Origin of the sequence: Catenibacillus scindens, from assembly GCF_014202115.1 — a bacterium.
In the GTDB taxonomy this organism is placed as follows: Bacteria; Bacillota; Clostridia; order Lachnospirales; family Lachnospiraceae; genus Catenibacillus; species Catenibacillus scindens.
On the sequence record NZ_JACHFW010000018.1, the window covers coordinates 1 to 25,547 of the forward strand.

General features: G+C 43.9%; 22 protein-coding genes. 19 read left to right on the plus strand and 3 right to left on the minus strand.

The window, feature by feature from the left end:
- Positions 1-493 precede the first annotated feature (493 nt).
- From HNP82_RS15715 to HNP82_RS15740, 6 genes are all read left to right on the plus strand, one after another.
- On the plus strand, positions 494-2,191 hold the full coding sequence (locus HNP82_RS15715; RefSeq protein ID WP_183776257.1) for an ABC transporter substrate-binding protein: 1,698 nt from the start codon (positions 494-496) through the stop codon (positions 2,189-2,191).
- Between the two features lie 123 nt (positions 2,192-2,314).
- Complete coding sequence (locus tag HNP82_RS15720) at positions 2,315-3,295, plus strand: ABC transporter permease (RefSeq protein ID WP_183776259.1); 981 nt, start codon at positions 2,315-2,317, stop codon at positions 3,293-3,295.
- Positions 3,295-4,185: an ABC transporter permease gene (locus tag HNP82_RS15725; protein WP_183776261.1), complete on the plus strand. Its 891-nt coding sequence runs from the start codon at positions 3,295-3,297 to the stop codon at positions 4,183-4,185. Before HNP82_RS15720 ends, HNP82_RS15725 begins: the two co-directional genes overlap by 1 nt.
- A 15-nt stretch (positions 4,186-4,200) precedes the next feature.
- Positions 4,201-5,181 (plus strand): ABC transporter ATP-binding protein, encoded by a 981-nt coding sequence (locus HNP82_RS15730; protein WP_183776263.1) that lies wholly within the window; start codon positions 4,201-4,203, stop codon positions 5,179-5,181.
- A 2-nt stretch (positions 5,182-5,183) separates the two neighbouring features.
- On the plus strand, positions 5,184-6,167 hold the full coding sequence (locus HNP82_RS15735; protein WP_207720653.1) for an ABC transporter ATP-binding protein: 984 nt from the start codon (positions 5,184-5,186) through the stop codon (positions 6,165-6,167).
- Positions 6,164-7,042: a ThuA domain-containing protein gene (locus HNP82_RS15740; protein ID WP_183776265.1), complete on the plus strand. Its 879-nt coding sequence runs from the start codon at positions 6,164-6,166 to the stop codon at positions 7,040-7,042. Before HNP82_RS15735 ends, HNP82_RS15740 begins: the two co-directional genes overlap by 4 nt.
- A 106-nt stretch (positions 7,043-7,148) precedes the next feature.
- On the opposite strand, the gene HNP82_RS15745 is transcribed toward HNP82_RS15740, so the two are convergent.
- From HNP82_RS15745 to HNP82_RS15755, 3 genes are all read right to left on the minus strand, one after another.
- Positions 7,149-8,255, minus strand: a complete 1,107-nt coding sequence (locus HNP82_RS15745) for an ROK family transcriptional regulator (protein ID WP_183776266.1) — start codon at positions 8,253-8,255, stop codon at positions 7,149-7,151.
- A gap of 427 nt (positions 8,256-8,682) precedes the next feature.
- A complete protein-coding gene (locus HNP82_RS15750) occupies positions 8,683-9,606 on the minus strand; it encodes a sugar phosphate isomerase/epimerase family protein (protein WP_183776267.1) in 924 nt (307 codons plus the stop codon).
- An 18-nt stretch (positions 9,607-9,624) separates the two neighbouring features.
- Entirely contained in the window at positions 9,625-10,602 is a 978-nt protein-coding gene (locus tag HNP82_RS15755; protein ID WP_183776268.1) for a sugar phosphate isomerase/epimerase family protein, read from the minus strand.
- A gap of 252 nt (positions 10,603-10,854) precedes the next feature.
- Between HNP82_RS15755 and HNP82_RS15760 the strand changes: the two genes are divergently transcribed.
- The 13 genes from HNP82_RS15760 (at position 10,855) to HNP82_RS15820 (ending at position 25,274) form a co-directional block, all read left to right on the plus strand.
- Entirely contained in the window at positions 10,855-12,036 is a 1,182-nt protein-coding gene (locus HNP82_RS15760; RefSeq protein ID WP_183776269.1) for a Gfo/Idh/MocA family protein, read from the plus strand.
- Between the two features lie 229 nt (positions 12,037-12,265).
- On the plus strand, positions 12,266-13,375 hold the full coding sequence (locus HNP82_RS15765; RefSeq protein WP_183776270.1) for an ROK family transcriptional regulator: 1,110 nt from the start codon (positions 12,266-12,268) through the stop codon (positions 13,373-13,375).
- Between the two features lie 16 nt (positions 13,376-13,391).
- A complete protein-coding gene (locus HNP82_RS15770; RefSeq protein ID WP_183775576.1) occupies positions 13,392-14,390 on the plus strand; it encodes a sugar phosphate isomerase/epimerase family protein in 999 nt (332 codons plus the stop codon).
- 22 nt (positions 14,391-14,412) lie between these two features.
- Positions 14,413-15,561 carry a Gfo/Idh/MocA family protein gene (locus tag HNP82_RS15775; protein ID WP_183775578.1) on the plus strand — a complete coding sequence of 383 codons (1,149 nt, stop codon included), beginning with the start codon at positions 14,413-14,415 and terminating at the stop codon, positions 15,559-15,561.
- A 415-nt stretch (positions 15,562-15,976) separates the two neighbouring features.
- Entirely contained in the window at positions 15,977-16,678 is a 702-nt protein-coding gene (locus HNP82_RS15780; RefSeq protein WP_183776274.1) for an ABC transporter substrate-binding protein, read from the plus strand.
- Positions 16,679-16,834: 156 nt separating this feature from the next.
- Positions 16,835-18,319, plus strand: a complete 1,485-nt coding sequence (locus tag HNP82_RS15785) for a hypothetical protein (RefSeq protein WP_183776275.1) — start codon at positions 16,835-16,837, stop codon at positions 18,317-18,319.
- A 140-nt stretch (positions 18,320-18,459) separates the two neighbouring features.
- Positions 18,460-18,762 carry a chromate transporter gene (locus tag HNP82_RS15790; protein ID WP_330599671.1) on the plus strand — a complete coding sequence of 101 codons (303 nt, stop codon included), beginning with the start codon at positions 18,460-18,462 and terminating at the stop codon, positions 18,760-18,762.
- Positions 18,759-19,331 (plus strand): chromate transporter, encoded by a 573-nt coding sequence (locus tag HNP82_RS15795; protein WP_183776276.1) that lies wholly within the window; start codon positions 18,759-18,761, stop codon positions 19,329-19,331. The genes HNP82_RS15790 and HNP82_RS15795 overlap by 4 nt, the downstream gene beginning before the upstream one ends.
- On the plus strand, positions 19,328-19,816 hold the full coding sequence (locus HNP82_RS15800; RefSeq protein WP_183776277.1) for a hypothetical protein: 489 nt from the start codon (positions 19,328-19,330) through the stop codon (positions 19,814-19,816). The genes HNP82_RS15795 and HNP82_RS15800 overlap by 4 nt, the downstream gene beginning before the upstream one ends.
- Before the next feature lie 159 nt (positions 19,817-19,975).
- Positions 19,976-21,685 (plus strand): sensor histidine kinase, encoded by a 1,710-nt coding sequence (locus tag HNP82_RS15805; RefSeq protein WP_183776278.1) that lies wholly within the window; start codon positions 19,976-19,978, stop codon positions 21,683-21,685.
- Between the two features lie 14 nt (positions 21,686-21,699).
- The gene (locus HNP82_RS15810; RefSeq protein WP_183776280.1) at positions 21,700-23,232 is read left to right on the plus strand and encodes a response regulator transcription factor; all 1,533 of its coding nucleotides are present in this window, start codon (positions 21,700-21,702) and stop codon (positions 23,230-23,232) included.
- Between the two features lie 221 nt (positions 23,233-23,453).
- Complete coding sequence (locus HNP82_RS15815; protein WP_183776281.1) at positions 23,454-24,377, plus strand: ABC transporter permease; 924 nt, start codon at positions 23,454-23,456, stop codon at positions 24,375-24,377.
- A 15-nt stretch (positions 24,378-24,392) separates the two neighbouring features.
- Positions 24,393-25,274, plus strand: a complete 882-nt coding sequence (locus HNP82_RS15820) for a carbohydrate ABC transporter permease (protein WP_183776282.1) — start codon at positions 24,393-24,395, stop codon at positions 25,272-25,274.
- The last annotated feature ends 273 nt before the right edge of the window (positions 25,275-25,547 follow it).

The following is a 25,547-nucleotide window of genomic DNA, read 5'->3' on the forward strand; positions in this document are numbered from 1 at the left end:
TATTATACAGCAAGAGAAGCATTTCGGCTTGTATTTACTACAAAATATATGAACTTTTCAAGGTGCTATAGACAGGCTTTTGACCCCAATATCATAACGATAAATTTATAATACTTTTTGCCCCTATAGAAATTTGCACACTCTCACATGTTTTGTCTGATTTTTAAAAAAACATGTGAGAGTGTGCATTGTTTTTGTGCATTTTTTTGCGTTTTGTACAATTTTGAGAAGGCCAAAAACTTGACTTTGAGTTTTTTTGGGCATAAAATGTCAAATTCCACAATAAAATCTGTTCTTGATATCATTTCTTAAAGCAAAAATTCCATTTAATTAACAGATTATCAAAAAATAATTATTAAAAGTGTTGCAAAAAGTATTGACAAAAGTCGATGACGAAGGTATTATGTTACTAACAATCAATGTGAGTGGAGGAACTGATGAAAAAGTTCTGCCGCTTAGTTAGGATTCCAAAACATGGGTAAAGGAGAAAGGTATGAAAAGAAGAAAATTAACAAGATTTTTATCAGGTGTTATGGCAGTCGCCATGATTGGAAGCTTGGCTGCCTGCGGCGGCGGTGATTCAGGTACAACAACTGATACCGGCGCGGCAGCAGAAAGCACCGGAGATTCCACTGCTGATAACGGTGCTTCCACAGCTCCCGTCAGCGCGTTAAGCGAGATTCCTATTAACGAGCCGGGAACAGACGCTACAGGCCATGAAGGCGAGCAGGCTCCGGAAGGTATCCAGGAAGGCACAACCTTCACATACTGGACCAACTACGAAATTCCTCTTTATGCGCCATGGATGGACAACAGAGCTGCTGTTTTGTCCTACCAGATTTATGCTAACCTTTTAGTTAAGTATAAAGGCAACGGCGAAGATATCCGCTGCGATATCGCAGAGGATTATGAAGTATCTGAGGATGGTCTTACATGGACTTTCCACATCCGTGACGACGCTAAGTTCTCCGACGGATGTGCTGTAGAGGCTTCCGACTTTGTTGCAACATGGGATGTTATGCAGACATATCAGCCCCGTCCGTTCTCTTCTGTTGAAAGTTATGAAGCAGTAGACGAACATACACTGGTTGTACACTTATCTGCACCGAACCCAACATTCATCTATGAGCTGCCAACCCAGAGAATTTATGGTGTTGTATGCCAGGATGAACTTGCTAAATATGGTCCTGAAGACAACCGTTCCGCTGTTGGCTGCGGCCCATACACTGTAGAAGAGTATGTCAGCGGTGAAAGATATGTCCTTAAAGCTGTTCCGGATTACTGGAATGCAGATCACCAGGCACACATTGAGACTGTAGAGCTTGAAATCATCTCCGATGAAAATACAGCACTCATGGGTCTGATGGATGGATCTATCGACTGTATGAACACCGTAGATATTGAGATTATGAATAATGCCGTTGATAACGGTATGACACTGGCTCTTATTGAAGACCGTATCAACCCATACTGGCTCAATGCTCAGCAGGTTGAAGTTTTAAGAGATCCTGTTGTTCGTGAGGCTCTCTGCCATATGATCAACTGGGAAGAAGTTTCAGCTCTTGTATATGATGGCCTGTATCCGGTTGGAAACAGCTACTTCACAGGACCTGAGGCACCTGAGTTCTCTGACAAACATACATATGATCCGGATCTTGGTATCCAGATGTTAGAGGATGCGGGCTACGCGCTTGAAGATATTCAGTTTGTAATTCTTGGTGACCCTGACTTTACAAACATGAACGTAGCAATCACATCTCAGTTAAATAATCTTGGTCTGACAGGTATTACAACAGAAACCTACGATGGCGCTACCTGCTATGGTATGCTTAAATCCGGTACATATGACTGCTTCCCAGTTCATAACGGATATGATCCAGAGTCTCCTCTGACTCCGTTTACCATGGGTCTGATCGAAGGCGGCACACAGCCATGTATGTTCCTTAAAGCCTGCGATGAAGAAGCATATAATGAAGCTGTAGAGATCTACAACGCAGCGGTAGCATCTGCTACCCTGGAAGAGTTCCAGGCAAATATGACTGAACTTGAAAACATTGTTCAGGAACAGTGCCTTGCTCTTGGCGGACTTCAGGTAATCCGTGGATATATCTTCGCAGATAATATTCGTGGCGCTTATATCTCCAAGACATCCGCTGAGATTCAGATGTCCTTCTTATACGTTGCAGAATAATTCATAGCGAATAAATGAATCCTGACCTATTGATTGATTTGGGGAACTGACTGACCCCTTGCAGTCGGTTCCCCTTTCATATTTAACATTCAGAGCTTATGCCAACTTTCAGGAGGGTGTAATATGTTAAAATTCGTCATTAAAAGAATCATAATGGTTCCGTTTTTACTTTTAGCCATTGCCGCTCTGATCTTTTTCCTGCTGAACCTTTCAGAAGCCGATCCGGTTTTGATGATGATGCCGGCGGAGTATACACAGGAAGATTATGACGCGATGGCCGAACGTTTCGGTTTGGATAAGCCATTGCCGGAACAGTTTGTCAACTGGGTTGTTGACGCGGTTCAGTTAGACTTTGGTACTTCTTACAAATCAAAAGCGCCGGTAGCTGACGAAATTCTTTTCCGAGTGCCTATCAGTTTGCAGCTAGCCGTTGTCACGACAGTGATTATGATCGTTGTAGGTGTCCCCCTGGGCGTTATGTGCGCCGTGAAGCAATATTCAGTCTTTGACCAGATTGTCAATGTCCTATCGAAATTCCTAGCCGCGATCCCCGGTTTCTGGCTGGGGCTTATGCTGATTCTGGTATTTTCTGTAAAGCTCCGATGGCTGCCGTCCCATGGTATGGAAACATGGAAGAGCTGGGTTCTTCCTGTATTTACATTCCTTCTGCCTTATCTTGGAAACTATGTCCGTCAGGTACGAAGCGCTATGCTTGACTGTATCCGTCAGGATTATGTAAGAACTTCAAGAGCAAAAGGAAAGAAAGAGTGGAAGGTTGTTTTCATTGACACATTGAAAAACGCCCTTCTTCCAATTATTACTTTGACCGGCGGTACATTTGCTACTATGATCGGCGGCGCGGTTATGATTGAACAGGTATTCGCATTCCCAGGCATCGGTCTGAAGGTACTGGAAGGTATCAACAACCGCGACATGCCTGTTATCCTGGCCTGCTCAATTATACTTGCCATATTCACCATCGGCGCTCAGTTGATCATTGATATTTTATATGGATTTATTGATCCCAGAGTTCGCAGTACCTTTGTTAGTGGGAAGAAGAAAAATAAGGTTGCCAAGCCTGCGGCTGAAGGAGGAGTACAATAATGAGCAAAGAGAAAAGTATAAAAAAACAATACAAAAAACGTGGCCAGATGGCAGAAACTTGGTCCCGTCTGAAACAGCAGCCATTAGCCGTTGTTTCACTGATTGTTGTGGCATTTGTATTATTTTTGGCAATTTTTGCCGACCTGCTCGTACCTTACAGCGCAGCAATTACGCAGAATGGTATGGAGAAGCTGCTGCCTCCTTTTTCACCGGGACATCTTTTAGGAACAGATAACTTTGGCCGTGATATTTTAGCCAGAATTATCCATGGCGCCCGTACTGCTATGGAGATCGGTCTTATTTCTGCCGGCTTATCCATCGTTGTTTCTACGATTCTGGCCTGTCTGTGTGCCACAGTAGGCGGATGGCTGGATAACATTATCATGCGTATTGTCGATGTTATCAGTTGTATTCCTCAGCTTGTATTAGCACTTGCTATTTGCTCCGCTTTGGGAAATGGTATTCCTCAGCTTGTATTCGCTCTGTTCTTTACAGGTATTCCGATGCATACAAAGATGGTACGAAGCGTTTCCCTTACCGTAGCCAACATGGACTATGTTGAATCTGCCAGAGCCCTTGGCGGAAAGAAAGGATATATTATTTACAGACATATTGTTCCAAACCTTGCGTCTGTTATTATCATTAACGGTACAGCTCAGGTGTCCATGAACATTATGATGGGTGCTACTTTAGGTTTCGTTGGTCTGGGTGTTAAAGCGCCTACACCGGAATGGGGAACTATGCTTTCCGAAGGTATGAACTATATGCTGCGTAACCAGCATATGGTAATTATCCCAGGTCTTGTACTGGCAATTGTAGCTCTGTTTATCAACTCTCTTGGAGACTGTCTGCGTGACGCGATGGATCCACAGTTAAAAGGAAGAGCATAGGAGGTACGATTCACTATGGGAGAAAATTTACTTGAAATTAAAGATTACTGTGTAACCTATACTGTTGATAAGATCAACTCTTACGCCGTAAACCATATTAATCTCTCTCTTGGTAAGGGCGAGACACTGGGGCTTGTTGGCGAAACCGGCGCCGGGAAAACAACAACAGCTCTTTCCATTATGGGCCTTTTGCCGAAATATGGCGTGAAAACTTCCGGTGAAATCTGGTTTGACGGACAGCAGCTTACGGGTATGAAAGAAAAGGATTATCGTAAGATTCGTGGTAAACGTATCTCTATGATTTTCCAGGATCCGATGACCGCTCTTAATCCGGTATTCCGCGTTGGAGATCAGATCGCTGACGTTATTAAGATTCACAATCCGAAGCTGAGTCATGGCGAAGTCGGAGAAAAAGTGGATGAAATCATGAAGATGGTAGGTATTCCCCCTGAAAGAAAGGTAGAATACCCTCATCAGTTCTCCGGTGGTATGCGCCAGCGTATCGTTATCGCTATCGCTATCGCATGTAACCCGGATCTTCTGTTGGCTGATGAGCCTACAACCGCTCTGGACGTAACGATCCAGGCGCAGGTTATTAAGATGATGAAAAATCTTCAAAAAGAATTAAACTCATCAGTTATCCTGATTACTCATGATTTGGGAATTGTCGCTAATTTTTGTGATAAAGTTGCAATTATGTATGGCGGTGAAATTGTTGAAAGTGGTACTTTAGAGGATATTTTTGACAAGAGTCTGCCGCATCATCCGTATACGATAGGATTGTTTGATTCTCTTCCAAATATTACGGAAAAGACAGACCGTCTGAAACCGATTAAAGGTCTTACGCCTCATCCATCAGAACTTCCTGACGGATGTAAGTTCCATCCGCGCTGCCCGCAGTGTATGGATAAATGTAAATCTGGTGACAATCCTGAATTATACATTGATGGTACCCACTGTATTCAGTGTCATTTGTATAGTAAGGGGGATAAATAATCATGGCAGAAGAAAAAGTATTGCTTGAAGTCAAAAATTTGATGAAGTATTTCGATACGCCAAGAGGAATGCTCCACGCTGTGGATGATGTTACTTTCAAACTGGAGCGGGGAAAAACCCTTGGTGTCGTTGGAGAATCCGGTTGTGGTAAGTCAACCTTGGGAAGAACTATTTTAAGACTGATTAATTCTACAGGCGGCCAGATTTTCTTTGACGGGGAAGATATTACCCATGTTTCTGACGCCAAGCTTTTGGAGCTTCGCAAACAGATGCAGATCATCTTCCAGGACCCCTTCTCATCTCTTGACCCTAAAATGACTGTTTCTCAGATTATTGAGGAGCCGTTAAAAATACATAAAATATATAAAGACAAAAAGGAAAGAGACAAAAGAGTTATTGAACTCATGAAAATTGTAGGTCTTGATGAAAGATATGTAAACACCTATCCCCACGAGCTGGACGGCGGCCGCCGTCAGCGTATCGGTATTGCCCGCGCCATTGCTTTAAGTCCAAAGTTTATCGTGTGCGACGAGCCGGTATCTGCCCTGGACGTATCTATCCAGGCACAGATCCTGAACCTGATGATGGATCTTAAAGACCAGCATGGATTTACCTATATGTTTATTACCCATGACCTTTCCGTTGTAAAGCATATCAGTGATGAGATCCTTGTACTTTACCTTGGAAAGATGGTTGAAAAGACAACCTCCGACCGTTTGTTTGAAAATCCGATCCATCCTTACACAAAGGCTCTCTTATCGGCGATTCCTATTCCGGATATTTCATACAAAGGAAAGGAAGCCCAGGTTATGAAGGGCGAGGTAACTTCTCCGATCGACCCGCCGGACTGCTGCCGTTTTGCGGCAAGATGCCCGCTGGCTACAGATAAATGCCGGAAAGAATGCCCGGACTTTATCGAAGTTGAGCCGAATCACTTTGTAGCTTGCCATTACTGGGATCAGCAGCCCAAGGAGGAGAAAGCATGAGTAAAGATATCTACAACATTTTGCTTGTCACAGGAATCGTTACTTCAGAGCATGATCCTAAAGTCAATGGAATGTTGAGAAGAACTTTGGAATCTACCGGTCGCTTTAAAGTAAAGATTACCGAAGAGTTTAAAGGCGCCACGGCGGAAACTCTGGAGGGCTATGACGCAGTTCTGTTCAATTATGACGGAAAAGCGGATATTCATGCGCCGTATGTTCCCCTGGGGGATACTGCCATAAAGACTTTGTGTGACTTTGTGGCGAACGGCGGCGGTATAATTATTTATCATTCCGCAGCCATTGCAGGGGAGCCGGGCTATCCCGAAGAGTTTGTTAAAATGATGGGCGGAGCCTTTAACTTTAGTAACGGCGGACGAAAAAATCCTAAACTGTCCTTCCGTGTGGATACAGTGAAAGGCGATCCGATCTGCGAGGATGTACCGGATTTCTGGTATACAGCCCAGGATGATCTGTTTGTAAACATTAAATGGCTGGAAGGAAATAACGTCCAGGTATTGTCAACCGTTTACGATGGTGTTGAAGACTATGACTTCCGCAGGATGCAGAAGCACATTGCCAGGGACTACGAGAATCTGGACATATCCTCTTTAGAAAATATTAATAAAGACCATCCGGTGATGTGGAAAAACACTTACGGCAAAGGCAGAGTCTTTGTGCCCTTTATCGGCCATGGAACAGATACTATACGCCGCCCACAGTTTGACTGTCTGTTAGTCCGGGGCTGCGAGTGGGCCTGCAGCGGCGAAGTGACCATCCCTTATCCGGATATTCAGGAAGAAAAACGATTCGCGGCCTGGCCTTATTATGACAATATTTCAATAACGAAGTTAGCCCAGTTAACTGAAGGGATGTAATCCGGTATATTTACCGGTGAACATTATATAACAAAGCTTTACCCTAAAATCCTAAGATAACAGCGGAAACTCCCATAGCCAATATGGATATGGGAGTTTCTGCTGTTTAGATATCTGAATCAAAAAAGCGGTTGATGGATACAAGAGCCGCGCCGACGGCGGAGCCATACTCGCCCAGGGAAGACACGGAGAGAATCTTGTCGGGGATCTCCTCGAAAGCATAATACTCGTGGACTTTTTCTTCAAGAAAAGCCAGATCGTCGCCAATATAAGGGCTGACAGAGCCGCCCAGGACTATGGGCCAGCCGAAAAGACAGAAGATGTCGTGGGCGAACAGGGTGAGCTGCTCCAGGTATGTGTGCCAGATAGGGGTACACACAGGGTCCTTCTCTTTTACTTTTGTGAAAAATTCAGGCAGATTTTTGCAGCCGGCTTTTTTACACAGGATTTTCCTTGAGAAAATTGAGTCCACACGCACGCTGTCACTGGGATTTAAGGTAAGCATACACCCAAGCTCACCGTTGATCCCGGAAAAATCAACAACCTTGCCGTCATAGATAATAGCGCCGCTAATTTTGGCTCCCAGGTAGATATAGATAAAGTTTTTCGCGGACTCATTACGCCTGCACTGGGCCACAGCGGCCATTTTCGTGCCATGGCGGAAGTGAACCGGCATACCGATGGACTCCCTGGCCAGATCCATGTCAAAAACATATTCCTGAACTTTCTCTTTTCTGGCTGCGACACGGTCATCCTGCATAGTTACGCCCACAGTAACGCCGATGTCCAGCAATTTATTTTTGGGAATCTTATTTTTTTTCGCAAATTCGCTGATCAGTTCGCCAAGTTTTCTCCAATAGTCCGCTGTGTTTTCCTGGGCCAGAGGATAAGATTCTCTGGCAATAATATGGGCGCCCAGATCCAGTCCCACGATCCGCACCACATCTGAGGCCGCCTCCGCGCCGATGGAATACCTGGCGTGATTTACCGGTTTGATGCAGACCGGTTTTCTCCCGCCGGTTGATCCAAGCTGTGTACCTGTGGTAAGAAGTTCGTTTTCCATAAGCTCTTTGACAAGATAGTTGACAGTGGACAGGCTCATGTTTAATTTAAGGGAGATATCCTGCTTGGACATTTCGCCGCTGGTAAAAAGAAGCCTGAGCAGCCTGCGCCGGTTATTCATCCGGACTTCGCTGTTTGTTGCCGCTTTCATAAAGTTCCTCCATTTCCGTAAATTTGCAGTAACTATTTAGCCATATATCTGAATAGTTACAATTTTTTTATTAATATCGTTCATTATGTCATATTGTTCTAATAGGTGGGGATCCGGGTATTTTGAACCCCAAAATCTGCACATTTTTCAGTAAAATGTTTATATTTTAATAGTGTATCATGGATCTTAATATTTTACAACAAATAAAAAGTATCAAAAGAAGTACGGGGGGTAATTTCCAGTGGCAGTTCAGCCATAGGGATTAGGCAGGGGAAATGGTTGTATCAGATGGGAGATGCCCCCGCCTCTATAGGCGGTGGGTAACAAAACTTCTCTGGGCGTATTACGCCAAAAACCGGGCAGCAAGGACACCGCCCGGTTTTTTAAAAAGAAAAGGAGATATACGGCAAACAAAAGGCCGTTTGGGTTATTGATAAATTTTTGCGAGAACTTCTTTGACATAGTAGCTGGACAGTGCCATGGAAGCCAGGAGATCCGGCGTTCCGTCATCCTCAATGGATACCCAGCCTTTGAAACCATATTTTTTAACAAGCTGCCACAGACCTTCAAGATCCAGAACACCCTCGCCGGGTTCCCAGAACCAGCGCCATCCATCATCGCGGATCTCCACATCCTGATCATAGCGGATGCTGTCAGGAACAGCGATGGAGGCGGTGTCTTTCAGATGGAAAGTGCAGATGCGGTCATGGTAGGTTTCATAGAATTTCAGAAGATCGTCTCCCATAATAGCAATCTGAGCGGTGTCCAGGCAGTAGAACACATACCGTGGATCAGTCATCTCGATGAACTTATGGTGGTTCTCTTTGTTGACTGCACAGAAGAATTCATTATGTAAACCAATCTGAATGCCTTTGGAAACGGCGTACTCACCGATGTCGGAGATTACCCGTGCTGCGTTTTTCAGCGCTTCATCGTCCAGAGGGCCAACACCATAGTAGTTGTTGCAGGGACATGTATTTAAATGTTTGCCGCCAAGTTCGGCGCAAAGGTCAACCGCCGCTTTTCCGGCAGCCAGGACCTCATCGTATTTGTCCGCTCTGTAGGAATCATCGGCGCCGTGGAACATACCGCTGATCTCAAGGCCGTGATCTTTGACAAAATCTGTAAAGTCTTTTGGAGTTCCAAATAACTTCAAAATGTCGGCCACATCCCAGGGAGCGATTTCGATACCGTCATAACCTGTAGCTTTGTGATAGCGCAGGATACGGTCCCAGTCAGAGTAGTAGGCAATGTTACTTTTATCTTCATAATAGAAATCACGGAAATTGTCGATCTGCTTGTAAGGAATGGTTTTCCAGTGATTCATATGGGAAAGCTTAATATTGGACATCTTGTTCACCTCCGTCAATTATTGTGCATCGGACATGGAAATGCCCAGGCAGTGTTTCATATAGTATCCGGCTCTTAAAAGTCCACGTGAGAAGTCTCTGGTCTGTTTAGCGTTGATGACAACAACTCCGTCATAACCGCATGCCTGTAATGCTTTGTAGATTTCCGGGAAGTCTACATCGCCCTGACCAAGATCCTTAAAGATCTGTGTGGCCTTATTTAAAGGAAATTCCGGGGATGGGGTAGCATAAATATCCCCGTCATCTACGAAGGCGGTATCTGAGAAATGCACAGCTCCTATAAGGGAAGCGTTGTCTTTAATAAACTGAGCGGGATTGACACCGGCAATCTGAAGATTGGCTGTATCAACATCAATGTAAACCGGAGCTTCGCTCTTCAGTGATTTTACATAATCCGCAATGGCGCTGCCGCGAAGAAGGCTCCAGAATTCATTTTTAAGACAGAGCTTAATGTTGCTGTCTGCAGCTTTTTTAGCCAGACGGGCGATGACTTCGCCGTTTTTCTCAAGGAATGCAGCGATAAAACTATCCATATCATCCCCCTGATAGAGAGCTTTAACAGTGGCCTGAGGCGGTGTTACTGTCAGACAGAATACTTTGGAACCGGCCTGGGCGCAGAAGTCAATGGCTTCGGAAGCAAAATGTTCCATTGCCCCGAAATACATCTCCATAACGCCGGAACAGAACATAGACGGATCAAGATGAACGCTGGAAATACCGTTGATGCCTGCCTCTTTAAGAACTTTCATATAATTTTCAACACTCTGGAACTTAATATTAATGGAACGCAGCGTTCTGGGGATACCGGAACGGCCGCCGAAATCCCACTTGGGTTCGTATGGAATCTCCATGTCTGTAAACCCTGCTCCGCAGATCAGTGTATAAGCTTCATCCCAGTAGAATTTACACTCTCTCTGATTACGGTTGGGAGCCTGATTATGTAAATCAATCATCTCAGTACTCACGCAGTAATGCATAAAAAAACCTCCTCATTCACTTTCGTTGCTTAATGATTATGTCTGGCTTTTGGACCGGACAACTTTTGTGTAGTTTAAGGATAAGACTTTTATCATCTAATGTCAATACTTTTTTGAAAACATTTTACAAAAGCTTTGTGAAAAAGATTGACATGAAAGAGATTATGGTGTATGGTTAAATTACCGAAAGGGGAACAGGCGCCGTTCCCCAATACATACAAAATGCATAAACAAAATGAAAGGTGAATGAAAATGGCAAAGAAAGACTATATTGGCATTGGAATTATTGGATGCGGAACCATCAGTGATGTTTATCTGACAAATATTACACAGCACTATCATAATGTTAAGGTGATTGCCTGCGCGGATATGTTTTTAGAGAAAGCTGAGGCTGCCAAAGAAAAATTTAATCTCCCAAAAGCCTGCACTGTAGATGAGCTTCTGGCGAATCCGGAAGTGGAGTTGGTTGTCAATCTGACCATCCCTGCCGCTCACTATGAGATTAATATGAAAGCATTAAATGCCGGAAAGAATGTTTATTGCGAAAAACCGCTGGCATTAAATCTTGAAGATGCTGAAGCTACTGTAAAACTTGCAAAAGAAAAGGGCCTGATTGCATGCAGCGCTCCGGACACATTCCTTGGCGCTGGCGTCCAGACTTGCCGCAAGATGATTGATGAAGGAAAGATCGGGCGTCCTGTTGGATTTACAGCAAACCTGGTTTGTCCGGGACATGAACTGTGGCATGACGCCCCTGAGTTCTATTATAAACAGGGCGGCGGCCCAATGTGGGATATGGGACCGTACTATATTACAGCGCTTGTTTCTTTACTCGGACCTGTGAAAAGAGTGTCCTGCATGGCTAAGATTTCCAGAGCGGAGAGAGATATCCACGGAACGCCGATGAAAGTGGAAGTGCCTACCCATTACGCTGGTCTTATGGAATTTGAAAACGGCGTTATCGGAAATGTCAACATGAGCTTTGATGTATGGGATTCACAGCTTCCATGTATGGAAATTTACGGTACAACCGGTATGCTTACTGTTCCCGACCCCAACCTTTTCGGCGGCACAGTGAACTATTTTGACGGAAACAAGCTGACTGATATTGTTAAAGCCGTAGAAGGCCCGGCATTTGCCAGATTAGTGACAATGGTTACAAAGACGCCGGAGTGCAGAGAGGAAGCGCCTCTGGCGTATCCTGCTGACGAAGATCCACGCTGCAATATGCGCGGCCTTGGCGTTTCCGATATCGCTCAGTCTCTTATTGAGGGCAGAGAGAGCCGTTTAAGCGGAGAGCTTTCCAGACATGTGGTAGAAATTCTCGCAGCCTTTGATAAAGCAGCCAAAGAAGGCGTGACAGTTGAAATGACAACGACTTGCCAGCGTCCGGCGCCGATGGCTGAAGGTCTTGCTTTGTGGCAGGTAGACTAAAAAAATTGCACCCTTGTGAAATTCCTTTAAATGATTTATAATAAAGCTTATTAAAAAGTGCTTAAAAGATTTTATGATGATTCAGCGGTGTCCCAATTGCTCTCGCGGCGTAGTCTGCGAAAGATTTGGCGGCATGGCTGAATCGTTATATACTATAAACCCTCCGGGGGATGCGCACGATTTGTGCAGGGAAAGATCTGCGTAAAATTTATTTAGAGGAGTAAAAAGTATGGTAACTGGAATGAGTAATATGGAGGTCCGCAACGCTAATCGAGATCACATTCTCCAGGTCATTCGGGAAAATGGCATGCTTACCAAAAAGGATATTTCGCTGAAACTCAATTTAAGTCTTGCAACGGTAACTTCTCTCATTAAAGAGTTGGTGGAGGAAGGCCTTGTCGAAGCTGGCAAAGCCTCAGACTCCACAGGAGGGAGAAAGCCCATTTTGTACCAGCCTGTGGCCGATGCCAGGATATCATTAGGCATTGCTCTTTCCAGACACCATATCCGTATGGTACTTGCCAACTGGAATCAGAAGATTTTTAAATCAGAAAGTTTCAAAATAGCCTATGAAAATACGGAAGCTTACTGGGCGGATCTGAGAAAGCTGGTTGATGAGTTTCTCGAAGTTGAATACGAGGAGGATGGCTGCTTTAAGGGCATTGGAATATGCATTCAGGGGATCATTCCTCCCGGAAATAACTGGGATGATATAATTCCGGTAGAACTTTTTGAGGGCATCCGTATGGACGAAATCAAAAAGCTTTTTCCATGTCCGGTATTCTTTTTTGAGAATATGAAAGCTGCGGCATACTCCCAGATCGGAGAGCCGGGACAGCGCCGTCGTACTGTTTATCTCCAGCTTGACCGTCTTGTGGGCGGCGCGGTGGTGGCGGATGGGACTTTCTGGGGGCTATCAGAACGCACCGGAGAGTTTGGACATATGATCATCCGGGATGACGGGGATGCGTGCTACTGCGGGCAGAGAGGCTGCCTTCAGACCTGCTGTTCCAGCGAGGTTTTGCGGGACAAGAGCGGTCTGGATCTGCCGGGATTTTTTGAAGCGCTGGAGCGGCAGGATCCGGTATGCCGCGAGTTGTGGGAGGACTATCTGAAATACCTTGTGAGAGCGATCCGCAATCTTAAAGTGATCTTTGATATTGATATCACTCTGGGCGGAGAGATGGTACCTTATTTGAAAAAATATGAGCGCCGGCTGACAAAAATGCTGGCGGAGATGGATCTGTATAAAGAACCTGTAATGTATCTCAAATTCAGTGAAGGCGGCGCCCTGGACGCAGCCATTGGCGCGGCTCACCTTATATTTGAGAGAGTTTGAAGGAGGTAATATACATATGGGCAGATTAGTAACATTAATGTCCTGCCAGTGGGCGGACATGGAGATGGAAGAACTTTTTAGCAAAGCGAAAGCCATGGGCTATGACGGTATCGAGCTGGCATGCTGGGGCAACCACCTGGATCCGAAACGTGCAGCGGAGGATGACGCTTATGTGGCGGAAGTCAAAGCGCTTCTGGCAAAATATGACCTTCAGTGCGTGGCGTTATGCTCTCACATTATCGGACAATGTGTGGGAGACTATAACGATCCGAGACTGAATAACTTCGCGCCGCCAAGCCTTGCCGACCAGCCGGACGCGATCCGGGCCTGGGCCATCGAGACGATGAAATACTGCGCCATCGCGGCAAAGAAGATGGGCTGCTATGTGGTGACAGGTTTTACCGGATCACCGATCTGGAAATACCTTTACAGCTTCCCCCAGACCACAGAAGAGATGATCGAGGCCGGTTACCAGGAGATCTATGACCTGTGGGCGCCGATCCTTGACGTGTTCAAAGAAAACGGCATCAAGTTCGCCCTGGAAGTCCATCCGGGAGAGATCGCCTTTGACTACTACTCCACGAAACGTCTCCTTGAGAAATTCAAAGACCGTCCGGAGTTTGGGTTAAACTTTGATCCGAGCCACCTGATCTGGCAGGGGATGAAACCGGAACTGTTCTTACAGGACTTCATCGACCGTGTATACCACGTCCATATGAAAGACGCGGCGGTGACCTTAGACGGCCGCAGCGGCCTGTTAGGCTCCCATATTGATTTCGGCGATCTGAGAAGGGGCTGGAACTTCCGTTCCCTTGGCCATGGGGATGTAAACTTCGAGGACATCATCCGTGTGCTGAACGCCTACGATTACCAGGGCCCGCTGTCTGTAGAGTGGGAAGATTCGGGAATGGAGAGAGAGTACGGGGCGAAAGAAGCCTGCGCGTTTGTGAAGAAAGTTGATTTTGCGCCATCGGATGTGAAGTTTGACAGCGCGATCTCCAACAGCGGGAATTAAAAAAAAGGGGGAAAAGAAAACCATGAGAAAGACATTAAGATACGGAATGGTCGGCGGAGACTTAAACGCGTTCATCGGCGGGGTACACCGGATTGCGGTGAACTTTGACGGAAGAGCCCAGTTAGTGGCGGGCTGCTTTAACCCGGATATGGCGGCCAACAAAGAGTGCGGCCAGTTCTACCGCCTGGATGAGGATCGGATCTACGCAGATTATAAAGAGATGGCCCAGAAGGAGAGCGAGAGAGAAGACGGTATCGACTTCGTGTCCATCGTAACGCCGAACTTCCTCCACTACCAGGTAGCGAAGGAGTTCTTAAACCACGGCATCAACGTACTTTGCGAAAAGCCGTTAAGCTTTGAGGTTGGGGAAGCTGAGGAGTTAAAGGCGCTGGCCGAGGAAAAAGGGCTGTACTTTGCGGTAAACTATTCGTATTCCGGCAACAACATGGTGAAAGAAGCCAGAGAGCTGGTAAAACAGGGCGTGATCGGGGACGTGATCAACGTGAACGCAGAATACCTTCAGGAATACCTTGTGGATGATATCGGCAAAGGGGACCAGAAGATGGTGAAGCTGTCCTCCTGGAGAAAAGACCCGAAGGTTGCGGGGATCTCCAACTGTGTGGGAGATATTGGAACCCATATCGAACATACAGTGTCCTACATTACCGGGCTGAAACTGAAGAAAGTGGCGGCGGTGCTGGACAACTACGGCCAGCCGCTGGATTTAAACGCCAACATCCTTGTAGAGTTTGACAATGGAGCCCATGGAGTATACTCGTCCTCCCAGGTGTGTGTAGGTCATATGAACGGCCTTGTAGTGCGGATCTTCGGAACCGAGGGAGCGATTGAGTGGGTACAGGAGAACCCCAACGTGCTGAGTGTGACATTAAAGGGACAGCCGACCCAGATCTATAACAGAGGCATGGGATATGTGAGCGAGCGTTCCAAAGAGATGAACCGCCTGCCATCGGGCCATCCGGAAGGGCTGTACGAAGCCTTTGCCAACATCTATAAGTGCTATATCAGCACGATCTTAAAGAAAGTGAACGGAGAGGAACCGGCAGAAGGGGATCTGGACTTCCCGACAGTGGACGATGGAATTGCGGGAGTGAAGTTTATCCATGCGTGTGTCGAGAGCAGCAAGAATAACGCCGTATGGGTTGAAATTTGAGGTGTTTTAGGATTGTGGAAGCACAAAGTGCGGAGCAATTTGTGTCTCATGCCCATTTGTCAGGAAACTTATAAAATATAAAAGTGGATTCGCAGCTTTTTAGATTTTGTCTAAATAGCTGCGAATTTTTTTCTTTTTGCTCTTTTATATGTGCAATAATGGTTTTGTGAAAATTAGACATTTGCATAAGTGCTGTTCAAAGTGGTGAAAAAAGATTGACAAACATGAGATTTATGTGTATGTTGTTGCCAACAATCCAATATCCCGTGGCAGGGGGGATAGCGTATGGAGATCGTTCATTCAGCAAAGCTGCGGGAGATATTTTTCTTGTGGTGCCTGTCAAAAGGATGTGATCAAGCGTCTGTCTGGCTCGCTGACACGGGAAAAACTTACATATGTAAAATGGAGGTAGGCAATGAGAACAAAACGAATTTTCGCAATTTTGATGGCATCGGCAATGGCTTTCGCGGCAGCCGCCTGCGGCGGAGGCAACAGCAGTTCTTCAACGTCCACAACTTCAACCACAGGGGCATCGGACAGCGCATCTGATACGGCGGGAGAAAGCGCGGAAGCGTCCGACACCGGCTCTGAGGATCTTGAAGATATTGCTCAGATTGAAGTAATGTTTTGGACGTTAAATACCATACCTACAGATGTAGATATGGTGGAAGAAGCTATTAATGAAATTACACGGGAAAAGATTAACACAGAAGTGAATTTGAACATTATTGAGATGGGCAGTTATGTTCAGCAGTTAAACCTGATGATCGCCGGCAATGAAAAGCTGGATCTGATGGTAACTCTGCCTGGTGATTCCGCTCACTTTAACTCGATGACCAGCCAGAATCAGTTAATGGATATTACTGATCTTTTACAAGAATACGCTTCCGATCTTCTGGAAGTCGTTCCTGAGAACTGGCTTGAGGGGACAATGGTTGACGGCAGAATCTTTTCGGTGACATCCTACGGAGATAAGGCGACTCCGCTGGCATTTGTCTGCCGCACAGACATCCTGGAGCAGACAGGAATTGATCCGGATACCTTAAAGACTGCTGATGATTTTGAGGAATTATTTGCCAAAGTTCTGGAAGTTGATTCCTCCATTACACCGGTATAACTTCTCGGAATCTTCAGCCCTGATTTTATAAGGCTTTCTGACCCCTATTTCAAAAAAATCACCCACTTTTTTGCAAAAATCGCTTGACAAATCGCTCAAAATTTGCGGCGAAGCCGATTGATTATATTTTATTTCAATCGACTGGAGGCGATTTCTTTGTTACCTACTAATCCTGGCGGTCATGCCGCCTATCAGGATACTTTCGTATCCGATTTCCTTAAGTTTTATCCGGATCCCTTTGTGCTTTCCAAAAGCACCTGGGACTATATCGTGCAGTTCTGGTATCTGGATCTTTCCCTGACAGATTCCATTATGCAGGAGTGCTACTTTGTTTTTGGTCCTGAACCCCGACTTCCTTTCTGCATGCTGCGCTCCTATCTGCTTGCTTTGAAGCTGAAGGTAACTTCCATCACGGTCTGGTGCCGCATGCTCAGGGAAACTCCTCTTTATGCCATCCTCAGCGGATTCCCTTTCGGGGATACTCCCGGTGTCGGGACTTTTTATGATTTCTTTTCCCGCATCTGGCAGGATGACTCTGACAATCTTTCCCCGAAAGATCGTTTCCCTAAAATGAAACCACCCAAGGGGAAAAAGAAGGGGGATAAAACGCCCTGTGATTCTTCCAGTATCGCTTCCAAACTTCTTCCTTTGCTGGAACGCTGGAAATTGAAACCGGAGAATCCCTTTTTTCTCATCTTTCGCCTTTATCATCAGCAGTTCCTGGATCGTTCTATTCAGAAAGGATTGATTGACCCCGAGCATCTGGCCCTTGCCGGTGACGGCACTCCTGTCCGCACCGCTGCACAGCAGCGAAAAAAACGGATCTGTGACTGCAAGGAAAATGGCGGTTCTTCCTGTCACTGCAAACGCCGTTATTCTCAGCCGGACTGCAACTGGGGATGGGATTCCCATCGGGATTGCTACTTTTTTGGTTACCACCTCTACATGTATGTGGCCTCCGATTCCTACAGCGATCTCCCTGTATTCCCGCTTTTGGAACGGGCTTCCCGGCATGACATGCTTTCTTTTCTACACTCTTTTTTCACCATGAAAGCATACCTTCCGCAGTTCCGTATTGAAAAACTTCTTCTGGATTCCGCCCACGATGCTTATGCTGTTTATGAATACTGCAGACGAGAAAATATCACGCCCTTTATCGACCTCAATCCCGGACATACCGGACATTTCACTTATAAGGACGATTTCACCATTGATGAGGATGGCGTCCCAATCTGTAAGATGGGCTTACGTATGCATAAAGATGGATATGAGGCTGCCAAGCATCGGGCCAAATACCGATGCCCAAAAGCAAACCGAAAACGTGGCTGCTTTTGTGAACATCCCTGTTCACCGGCGAAATATGGAAGGACCGTACATATCTTTACCGATGACAATCCAAGGTTATTTAACATACCGCCAAGGGACTCTAAAGCATGGGAAAAGGAATATGACGGAAGAACTTCCGTGGAACGCTCCAACAAGCGTGAGAAAGAGGACTATAAATTAGAAGACGGCAGGCACCGCTCTACGAAGATGTGGTACTGCCGCCTCTACGGCATCATGATGCTCCAACATCTTGATGCCTGGGAAATGCCATCTGTTGAGGCATTTCAAGAATCATTATTAGGATTAGCCGCCTAATAATGATATCTTAAGCGAATTCATAAGATTTTTCAAGACATAGTACCCGCTATGTCCAATGTTTATGTCCATTTCTCGTAAATTTCTTTTCCTGCACGATATTTAGTTGTCAAGTTTCGGTTGGAATCTCATTTATTGAGATTCCGAGAAGTTATATTATCTCGGTCATATCCGTCTGCTACAGCGCTTTTCGCAGTAATGTGATCATAAGCAGGATGCTGGAAGGCATGCAGGCCGGTGTTGGAGCGGTGATCGCGGCTGTTGTCTATGAGATGGCGGGAGAAATTATACATGGTAAGAACCGAATCGCTATCGTGATCATGGTTCTTTCGTTTGTGGCAGCATGTATTCTGGGCGTCAATGTGATTTACATTGTCCTTGTCTGCGGCGTGTTTGGCGGGGTGAGAACCCTTGTGAAGAAGCAAAAGGGGGGACGGAGATGATCTATCTGGAGTTATTCTGGAGTTTTCTTCAGATCGGACTGTTCAGTTTCGGAGGCGGGTATGCGGCAATGCCGCTGATCCAGGGGCAGGTTGTTACAGAACATGGCTGGCTCAGTATGAGAGAATTTACGGATCTGATCACAATATCTCAAATGACGCCGGGACCGATTGCTGTCAATTCCGCCACTTTTGTAGGAATCAAGATCGCCGGGCTCCCGGGAGCGGCAGTGGCCACAGCAGGCTGTATCCTGCCTTCCTGCATTATTGTTATGCTGATCGCCGGGCTGTATCTCAAATACCGGAAGATGGAACTGCTCCAGGGTGTCTTGAATTCCCTCAGGCCGGCAGTTGTAGCAATGATAGCATCAGCCGGGGTCTCTGTAATGATCACAGCTTTCTGGGGAAGCAATTCGGGAATTGTTCCGGCGAATACAAACTGGCTTATGGCTGTTATTTTTGCCGGCTGCATCGTATTGCTCAGAAAGTGCCATATGAATCCTATATGGGTTATGCTTCTGGCAGGAGCAGCCAATACACTGGTATCTTTGATCGGAGGTTGGGTCAAATGAGGTTCAATATAAAATACGAGATTAATAAGTATAAAATTTATGATGAAGCCAATAAACTGATCTGCATCGTCGGGAAAAAGCTGTCTTCAGAGAATAAATTGGCGGTTATCTGCCCGGATCAGGATGAGGAATATTGGGTTGTACATGGCGAAGGAGAGTTCCGGATTATTGGGAAAAAAATAAAAACAATTCACTGCATAGTCCGGTATTCGTCAGATGCCAAAGGAAAAAAGGAAGCCTATTGGCGACCGGCAATGGCAGAGGAAACAGAAGTCATAGCCGGCTGCAGGCGGCTTTCTGTCTGTCAGAAGCGGAATCGGACATTTGAGATTCTCTTAAATGGCAGAAAAGCAGGTGAGATTCGTCATATGATGTCTGCTTCAAAGGAGATGGCGTTGGAAAATGATATACCGGAATGGTATGCAGGGCTGATCTTTGCAATGGCCTTTTTTATGCTGCACGATGATGATATTGAGATTATATGATACCAGAAAAAACCATGAAGGGGCGACCCTGACGATTACAAATGGCCTATAAATATACAGAGAGTTTATTGACGTGACCTTGACAATCGTTTAGAATAAAAAAGAATTGTTTAAAAAATTGGGGGTATGGAGATAGGATGCTGAAAGTGGAGGGGGACGATGGAAATGAAGCGCAGAAAATCAATTAAGACACGGGTTTTTACTGTACTGTTGTTGACTCAGATTCCACTTATCATAATTATTATTGTCTATAATTTCTATTTTATAAACTATTTTAATCAAAGTATTTCTAAATCAAATAAGAATGCCTTGACTTCCTATTGTGATATTTTACAAGATGACCTGGAACGTATAAATAATGGATTGTTGAATTATGTAGCCTCTGATGTTTATTTTAAGATGCTTTCAACAGATACGCGTTATTTGGATGCTCACATTCATTCACTGGAAATTATCAACTATTTTCATTCGTTATTGGAAGATAATCGTATTTTATATGGATGTTATATTATTAATAACAGATATCAGATTTTCAGAGAATGTTATGCCTCACAGAAGTCTAATTATACAATGAATGAGAAACTCAGATCCTATTTTTCTTTTTATCTGAAGCAGAATGGTTCAATATTTGAAAATCTGTGGCAGCCGATTAGTCTGGGGGACGAGTCCTTTCTTTATATGATTAAGGGATTTAATGGTACCTATGGCGTATACTTGATTGATGTGACCTCAATACATGTGCCGCAGAGTGAAAGTGGGATGTCGGAAGAAAAAATTGTTTTTTTCAATGGCGATCAGATATTTAATAATGCACAGGATGTCCAGGATGACGGGATTAAGCTGCTTGGCAAGGATAACTATTATTTTACCGGAGATATGCGTAAATATCTGGTTATCGAACAAAATGTGGATTTTGCTCATATGCGCGCTGCATACATCATGCCCTATCACGGGATTATGGGGAATTTATCAATTGTTCAGAGAAGCATAATTATTTTCTCTATAGAGGTTGCCATTATTCTTATTCCTGTAAGTTTTTTCACTCTTCGAAGAGTTTTTTATAAGCCCATTGACCGTCTTGTAGAAACAATGGAGGAAATCCGTAATGGGAAAATGGAAACAAGGGCTGATGAAGATTATACGGAAGCAGAATTCCGGATAATGAATCAAACCTTTAATGCGATGATTACAGAAATTAAAGTCTTAAAAATAGAATCTTATGAAAAAGCACTGGATTTGCAGAGAACTCAGTTGGATTATTATCAAACTCAGATACGTCCGCATTTTTATGTTAACTGTTTAAAAAGTATTTATGGGCTGTTGGAGGAGGAAAGGTATGAAGATAGCAAAAATGCGGTGGTGTATTTGTCCAGACATTTAAGATATATGCTTAAAAGTCCTTCAATAGCTGTTACAATGGAAGAAGAACTTCAGTATGTGGATAATTATATACAGCTCCAGCAGATCAGCCTGGCTTATCCTCCAAGGCTGACAGTTGAGATCGATCCGGCTCTAAAGGGATATCTGATCCCGGCAATATCGATTTTATCTTTAGTGGAAAATTCTGTGAAATATGGCGGTAAATCCAATCATAATCTGGTTATTAGCATTTATATCAGTCGGATTGTTTCGGAAGAGGGTAGCTTTATGAATCTTACAGTTTCTGATAATGGTCCTGGATTTCCTGAAGATGTTCTGGAAAAACTGAACTTATGTGGAGTTGAAAATCCCAATTCTGATGAACATCATATAGGCATTTATAATGTTATACAGCGATTTATTCTGTACTATGGACGGGAGCGCGTATTGTTTGGTTTTTCCAATATTGATGGCGCCCATGCAGATATTTTTGTACGGGATAATAGTTAAGGAAGGGGATCAATATGAATATACTGATTGTAGATGATCTTATCAGCGTAGTCAACGGGATCATTAAAGGTGTAGATTGGGACAGTCTTGGTATTCTTGGTATTTATAAAGCCCATAATGTTTATGAGGCTAGAGTGCTGATTAATAATCTGAAAATTGATATTTTGCTGACAGATATTGAAATGCCCGGTGAAAGCGGCCTGGATTTGGTAGAGTGGATCCGGGAGAAGGAACTTGACATGGAATGTATTTTTATGTCATCACATGCGGATTTTGAATATGCGCAAAGGGCGCTGCATTTCGGAGGATTCAGATATGTACTGCTTCCCTGCCCGTACAGTGAAATACAGGAAGTGATCCGAGATGCAATGGAAAAACTTAAAAAAGATAGAAGTCGGAGAAAACTTTCAGAGTATGGAAAGATTATCAGTGAAGATGTCTGGATTGAGAAGATGCTTTTGGAGGAATGTCTGGATGCGCAGAAAAATGTCCGGGCAGTGGAAAAACTGGTAGAGCTGAAGCGCTTCTCACGGGACACCCAGGGATATCTCTGCTATCTGAAAATTCGGAATGAGGAAGATGTTGAGGAAAAGTGGGATTTACAATTAATGGAGTTTACTTTAAATAATGTCATTTCTGAACTTATGGCACCGTTGCAGCAGCGTTTGCTCCTGTTTCAGAAAAATATCAGAGAATACTGGTTTTTTTGTGATGGCATTGACAGTAATTACACGGCACCTGTGGAATTATTTGGAAGGCAGATTCAGATGGTTATTGAGACATTGCGTGGAATATGCCGACTGGATACTCGGATTATTTATCGATACTGTGATGATCTTATAAAAATAGCAGCGCTGAGCCGGGAGATTCTTGAAGATGTTCCGAATAATGAAGCAGATCTTCTGTTGTGTCCGGATGTTACTGAGAATCGATGGCTACAATATTATAATACGGAATGGGCGGGAAAACTGAAGGAAAATGTGGCTTTGTTCTTAGAGAAAAAAAACGGTGATGATCGGCGTAAGTTTCTCAGAATATGTATGCAGCTTCATACGGATCTGATCCAACTTCTGTATAAATACCTGAATCAGTATAATGATTCAATTTTCTCTGTATTTGAAACAAATGGGATGTTTGAACGCTATATTAATGCCTATAAAAATGTGGATGATCTTTTGTGGATGGCAGAGATGATCCAAAATTATATTATGCGCAGGAGTATTCCGCCGGGAACCAGCGAGGATCCTGTACAGGAGGTGACCCGGTATGTCCATGAGCATATCAGTCAGGACATAAAACGAAGTGATCTGGCAAATCATGTTCATCTGAACATTGACTATCTTTCAAGAATATTTAAAAGAGAGAAGGGTGTGACACTTAATGATTATATTATTCTTGAAAAGATGAATGTTGCCAGAAATCTTTTATCTACAACCCGGCTTCCGGTAAGCTTGATTGCTGTAAAGGTCGGCTACAGTAACTTTTCATATTTCTCTAAACTGTATAAAAAAATATATGGACATTCTCCGGTACAGGAGCGGAGATAACTCGTCCGGACAATAGATTTTTTGATGATGCGATCTTTGGAATATCCAATAGTAAGAAGATATTTCAGAGGTCGCTATTTTTTTAAGACGGGTCTCTATTTTAATATTAATTACATTAACAAGTCGTTTGTATTGCTCTTGGATGTCAGCCGATTTATAGAATTATTCTTTTTGGAACGTTAGAATAAAGTTCATAGAATAAAGATGAGGAGGAGTGGTTCATGAGATTAAAAAAATTTGGAAAAAGACACAGGCGATATATTCCTTTATATCTGATGATGCTTCCCGGACTGGTATATTTAATTATTAACAATTATATCCCTATGGCCGGATTGATTATCGCCTTTAAGCAGGTAAATTTCAGAAAGGGGATCCTTGCCAGCCCGTGGGCAGGACTCAGTAATTTTGAATATCTGTTTTCTTCAGATGAAGCGTTTATTATTACACGAAATACCATTTTATATAATCTTGCATTTATTGTTTTGGGAACGATCATGGCGGTATTTATTGCGATACTGCTTAACGAAATCAGAGGCAAACTCAGCAAGAAGATTTATCAGACTGTGATTCTTGTTCCATATTTGATCTCCATGGTTATTGTAAGTTATCTTGTAAATGCGTTGCTGGCAACGGAAACTGGATTTGTCAATCATACGATTGTGGGCGCTCTGGGTGGAGAGCCAATCAGCTGGTATTCGGAACCAAAGTACTGGCCTTTTATCCTGATTCTCGTTAATCTGTGGAAAAACTTCGGTTATCATTCTATTATTTTCTATGCAACAGTTGTGGGACTCGATTCTGGACTGTATGAAGCGGCAGCTATCGATGGTGCTAACAGATGGCAAAGGATATATCATGTTACACTTCCGGGCCTGCGGTCAACAATTATAACTTTGTCCCTGATGTCCATAGGAAAGATTTTTTATTCAGATTTTGGACTTTTCTATCAGGTACCGATGAACTCCGGACCATTATTTGATGTAACGAATACGATTGATACATATGTATATCGCGGTCTGATGCAAAGCAATAATATTGGGATGTCGGCAGCAGCCGGATTTTATCAGTCTGTCGTTGGCTGTCTTGTTGTACTTCTGGCTAATTTTACTGTACGGAAAATTAGTAAAGACGATGCATTATTTTAAAAGGAGACGCGCATTATGGTTGAAAAAAGTAGAAAAACTCAGATTATTTTCCATTTTATAATGATTATATTATGTATATTCTGTTTGTTCCCATTTCTCCTGTTGATCGTGTCTTCATTTACTGATGAGCATGTGCTTATTCAGGAAGGATATTCGATTATTCCACGGGCATTCAGCGTAGCAGCTTACGAATATATTTTCGCTAATTCCGCTACAATTTTCAGAGCATATGGAACAACAATTGGGGTCACTGTGGTTGGAACTGTTCTGAATATTGCACTGACTATATTATTTGCTTATCCGCTATCCAGACGTGACCTTCCGCACCGTAATATCTGGTCTTTTATTGTGTTTTTTACAATGCTCTTTAATGGAGGCCTGGTACCTTCTTATATTATGTGGACGCAATATTTTCATATACGTAATACCTACGCGGCACTGATTGTTCCATCGTTAATGATGGGCGCCTTTTATGTAATTATGATGAGAACTAATTTGGCACAGAATATCCCAGAAGAAGTTCTTGAAGCTGCACGTATTGATGGTGCCAGTGAATGGCAGATATTGTTTAAAGTTGTAATGCCAATGGCTTTACCGATAATTGCTACATTAATGCTTCTTGTAGGCATGGCGTACTGGAACGATTGGATGAATGGTCTATATTATCTCACACAAAAAAAGTATTATACCATTCAGGTATTACTGAACAATATGCTTCAGGATCTTCAGGTATTGCTGAGCAGTTCATTTTCCGCTAATGTAGATATGTCATCGATGCCTTCAACAAGTATAAAGATGGCGATTGCTGTTGTAGGTGCCTTGCCCGTATTATGTATTTATCCATTTTTTCAGAGATATTTTGTCAAAGGAATTACTATTGGCGCAGTTAAAGGATAAGAAATGTTTTATCTGTATAATAGGTAAGCCCAATAAAAAATAATAAATCCGATAACGATCGGAAGTAGAGGAGGATTACAATGAAGTTAAAAAAATGTATGGCGTTAGGAATGACAGTAGTGACTATATGTTCATTACTGGCGGGATGCACAGGAGATGGGGAGACAAAGACAGAAACAGAGTCTGTAGCAGCGTCTGGAAGTACGGAGGCGGCCGGTGAGTCGGGAGATCTTTCAGAATATTTTCATACGAAAGATCATTACACATTAAAAG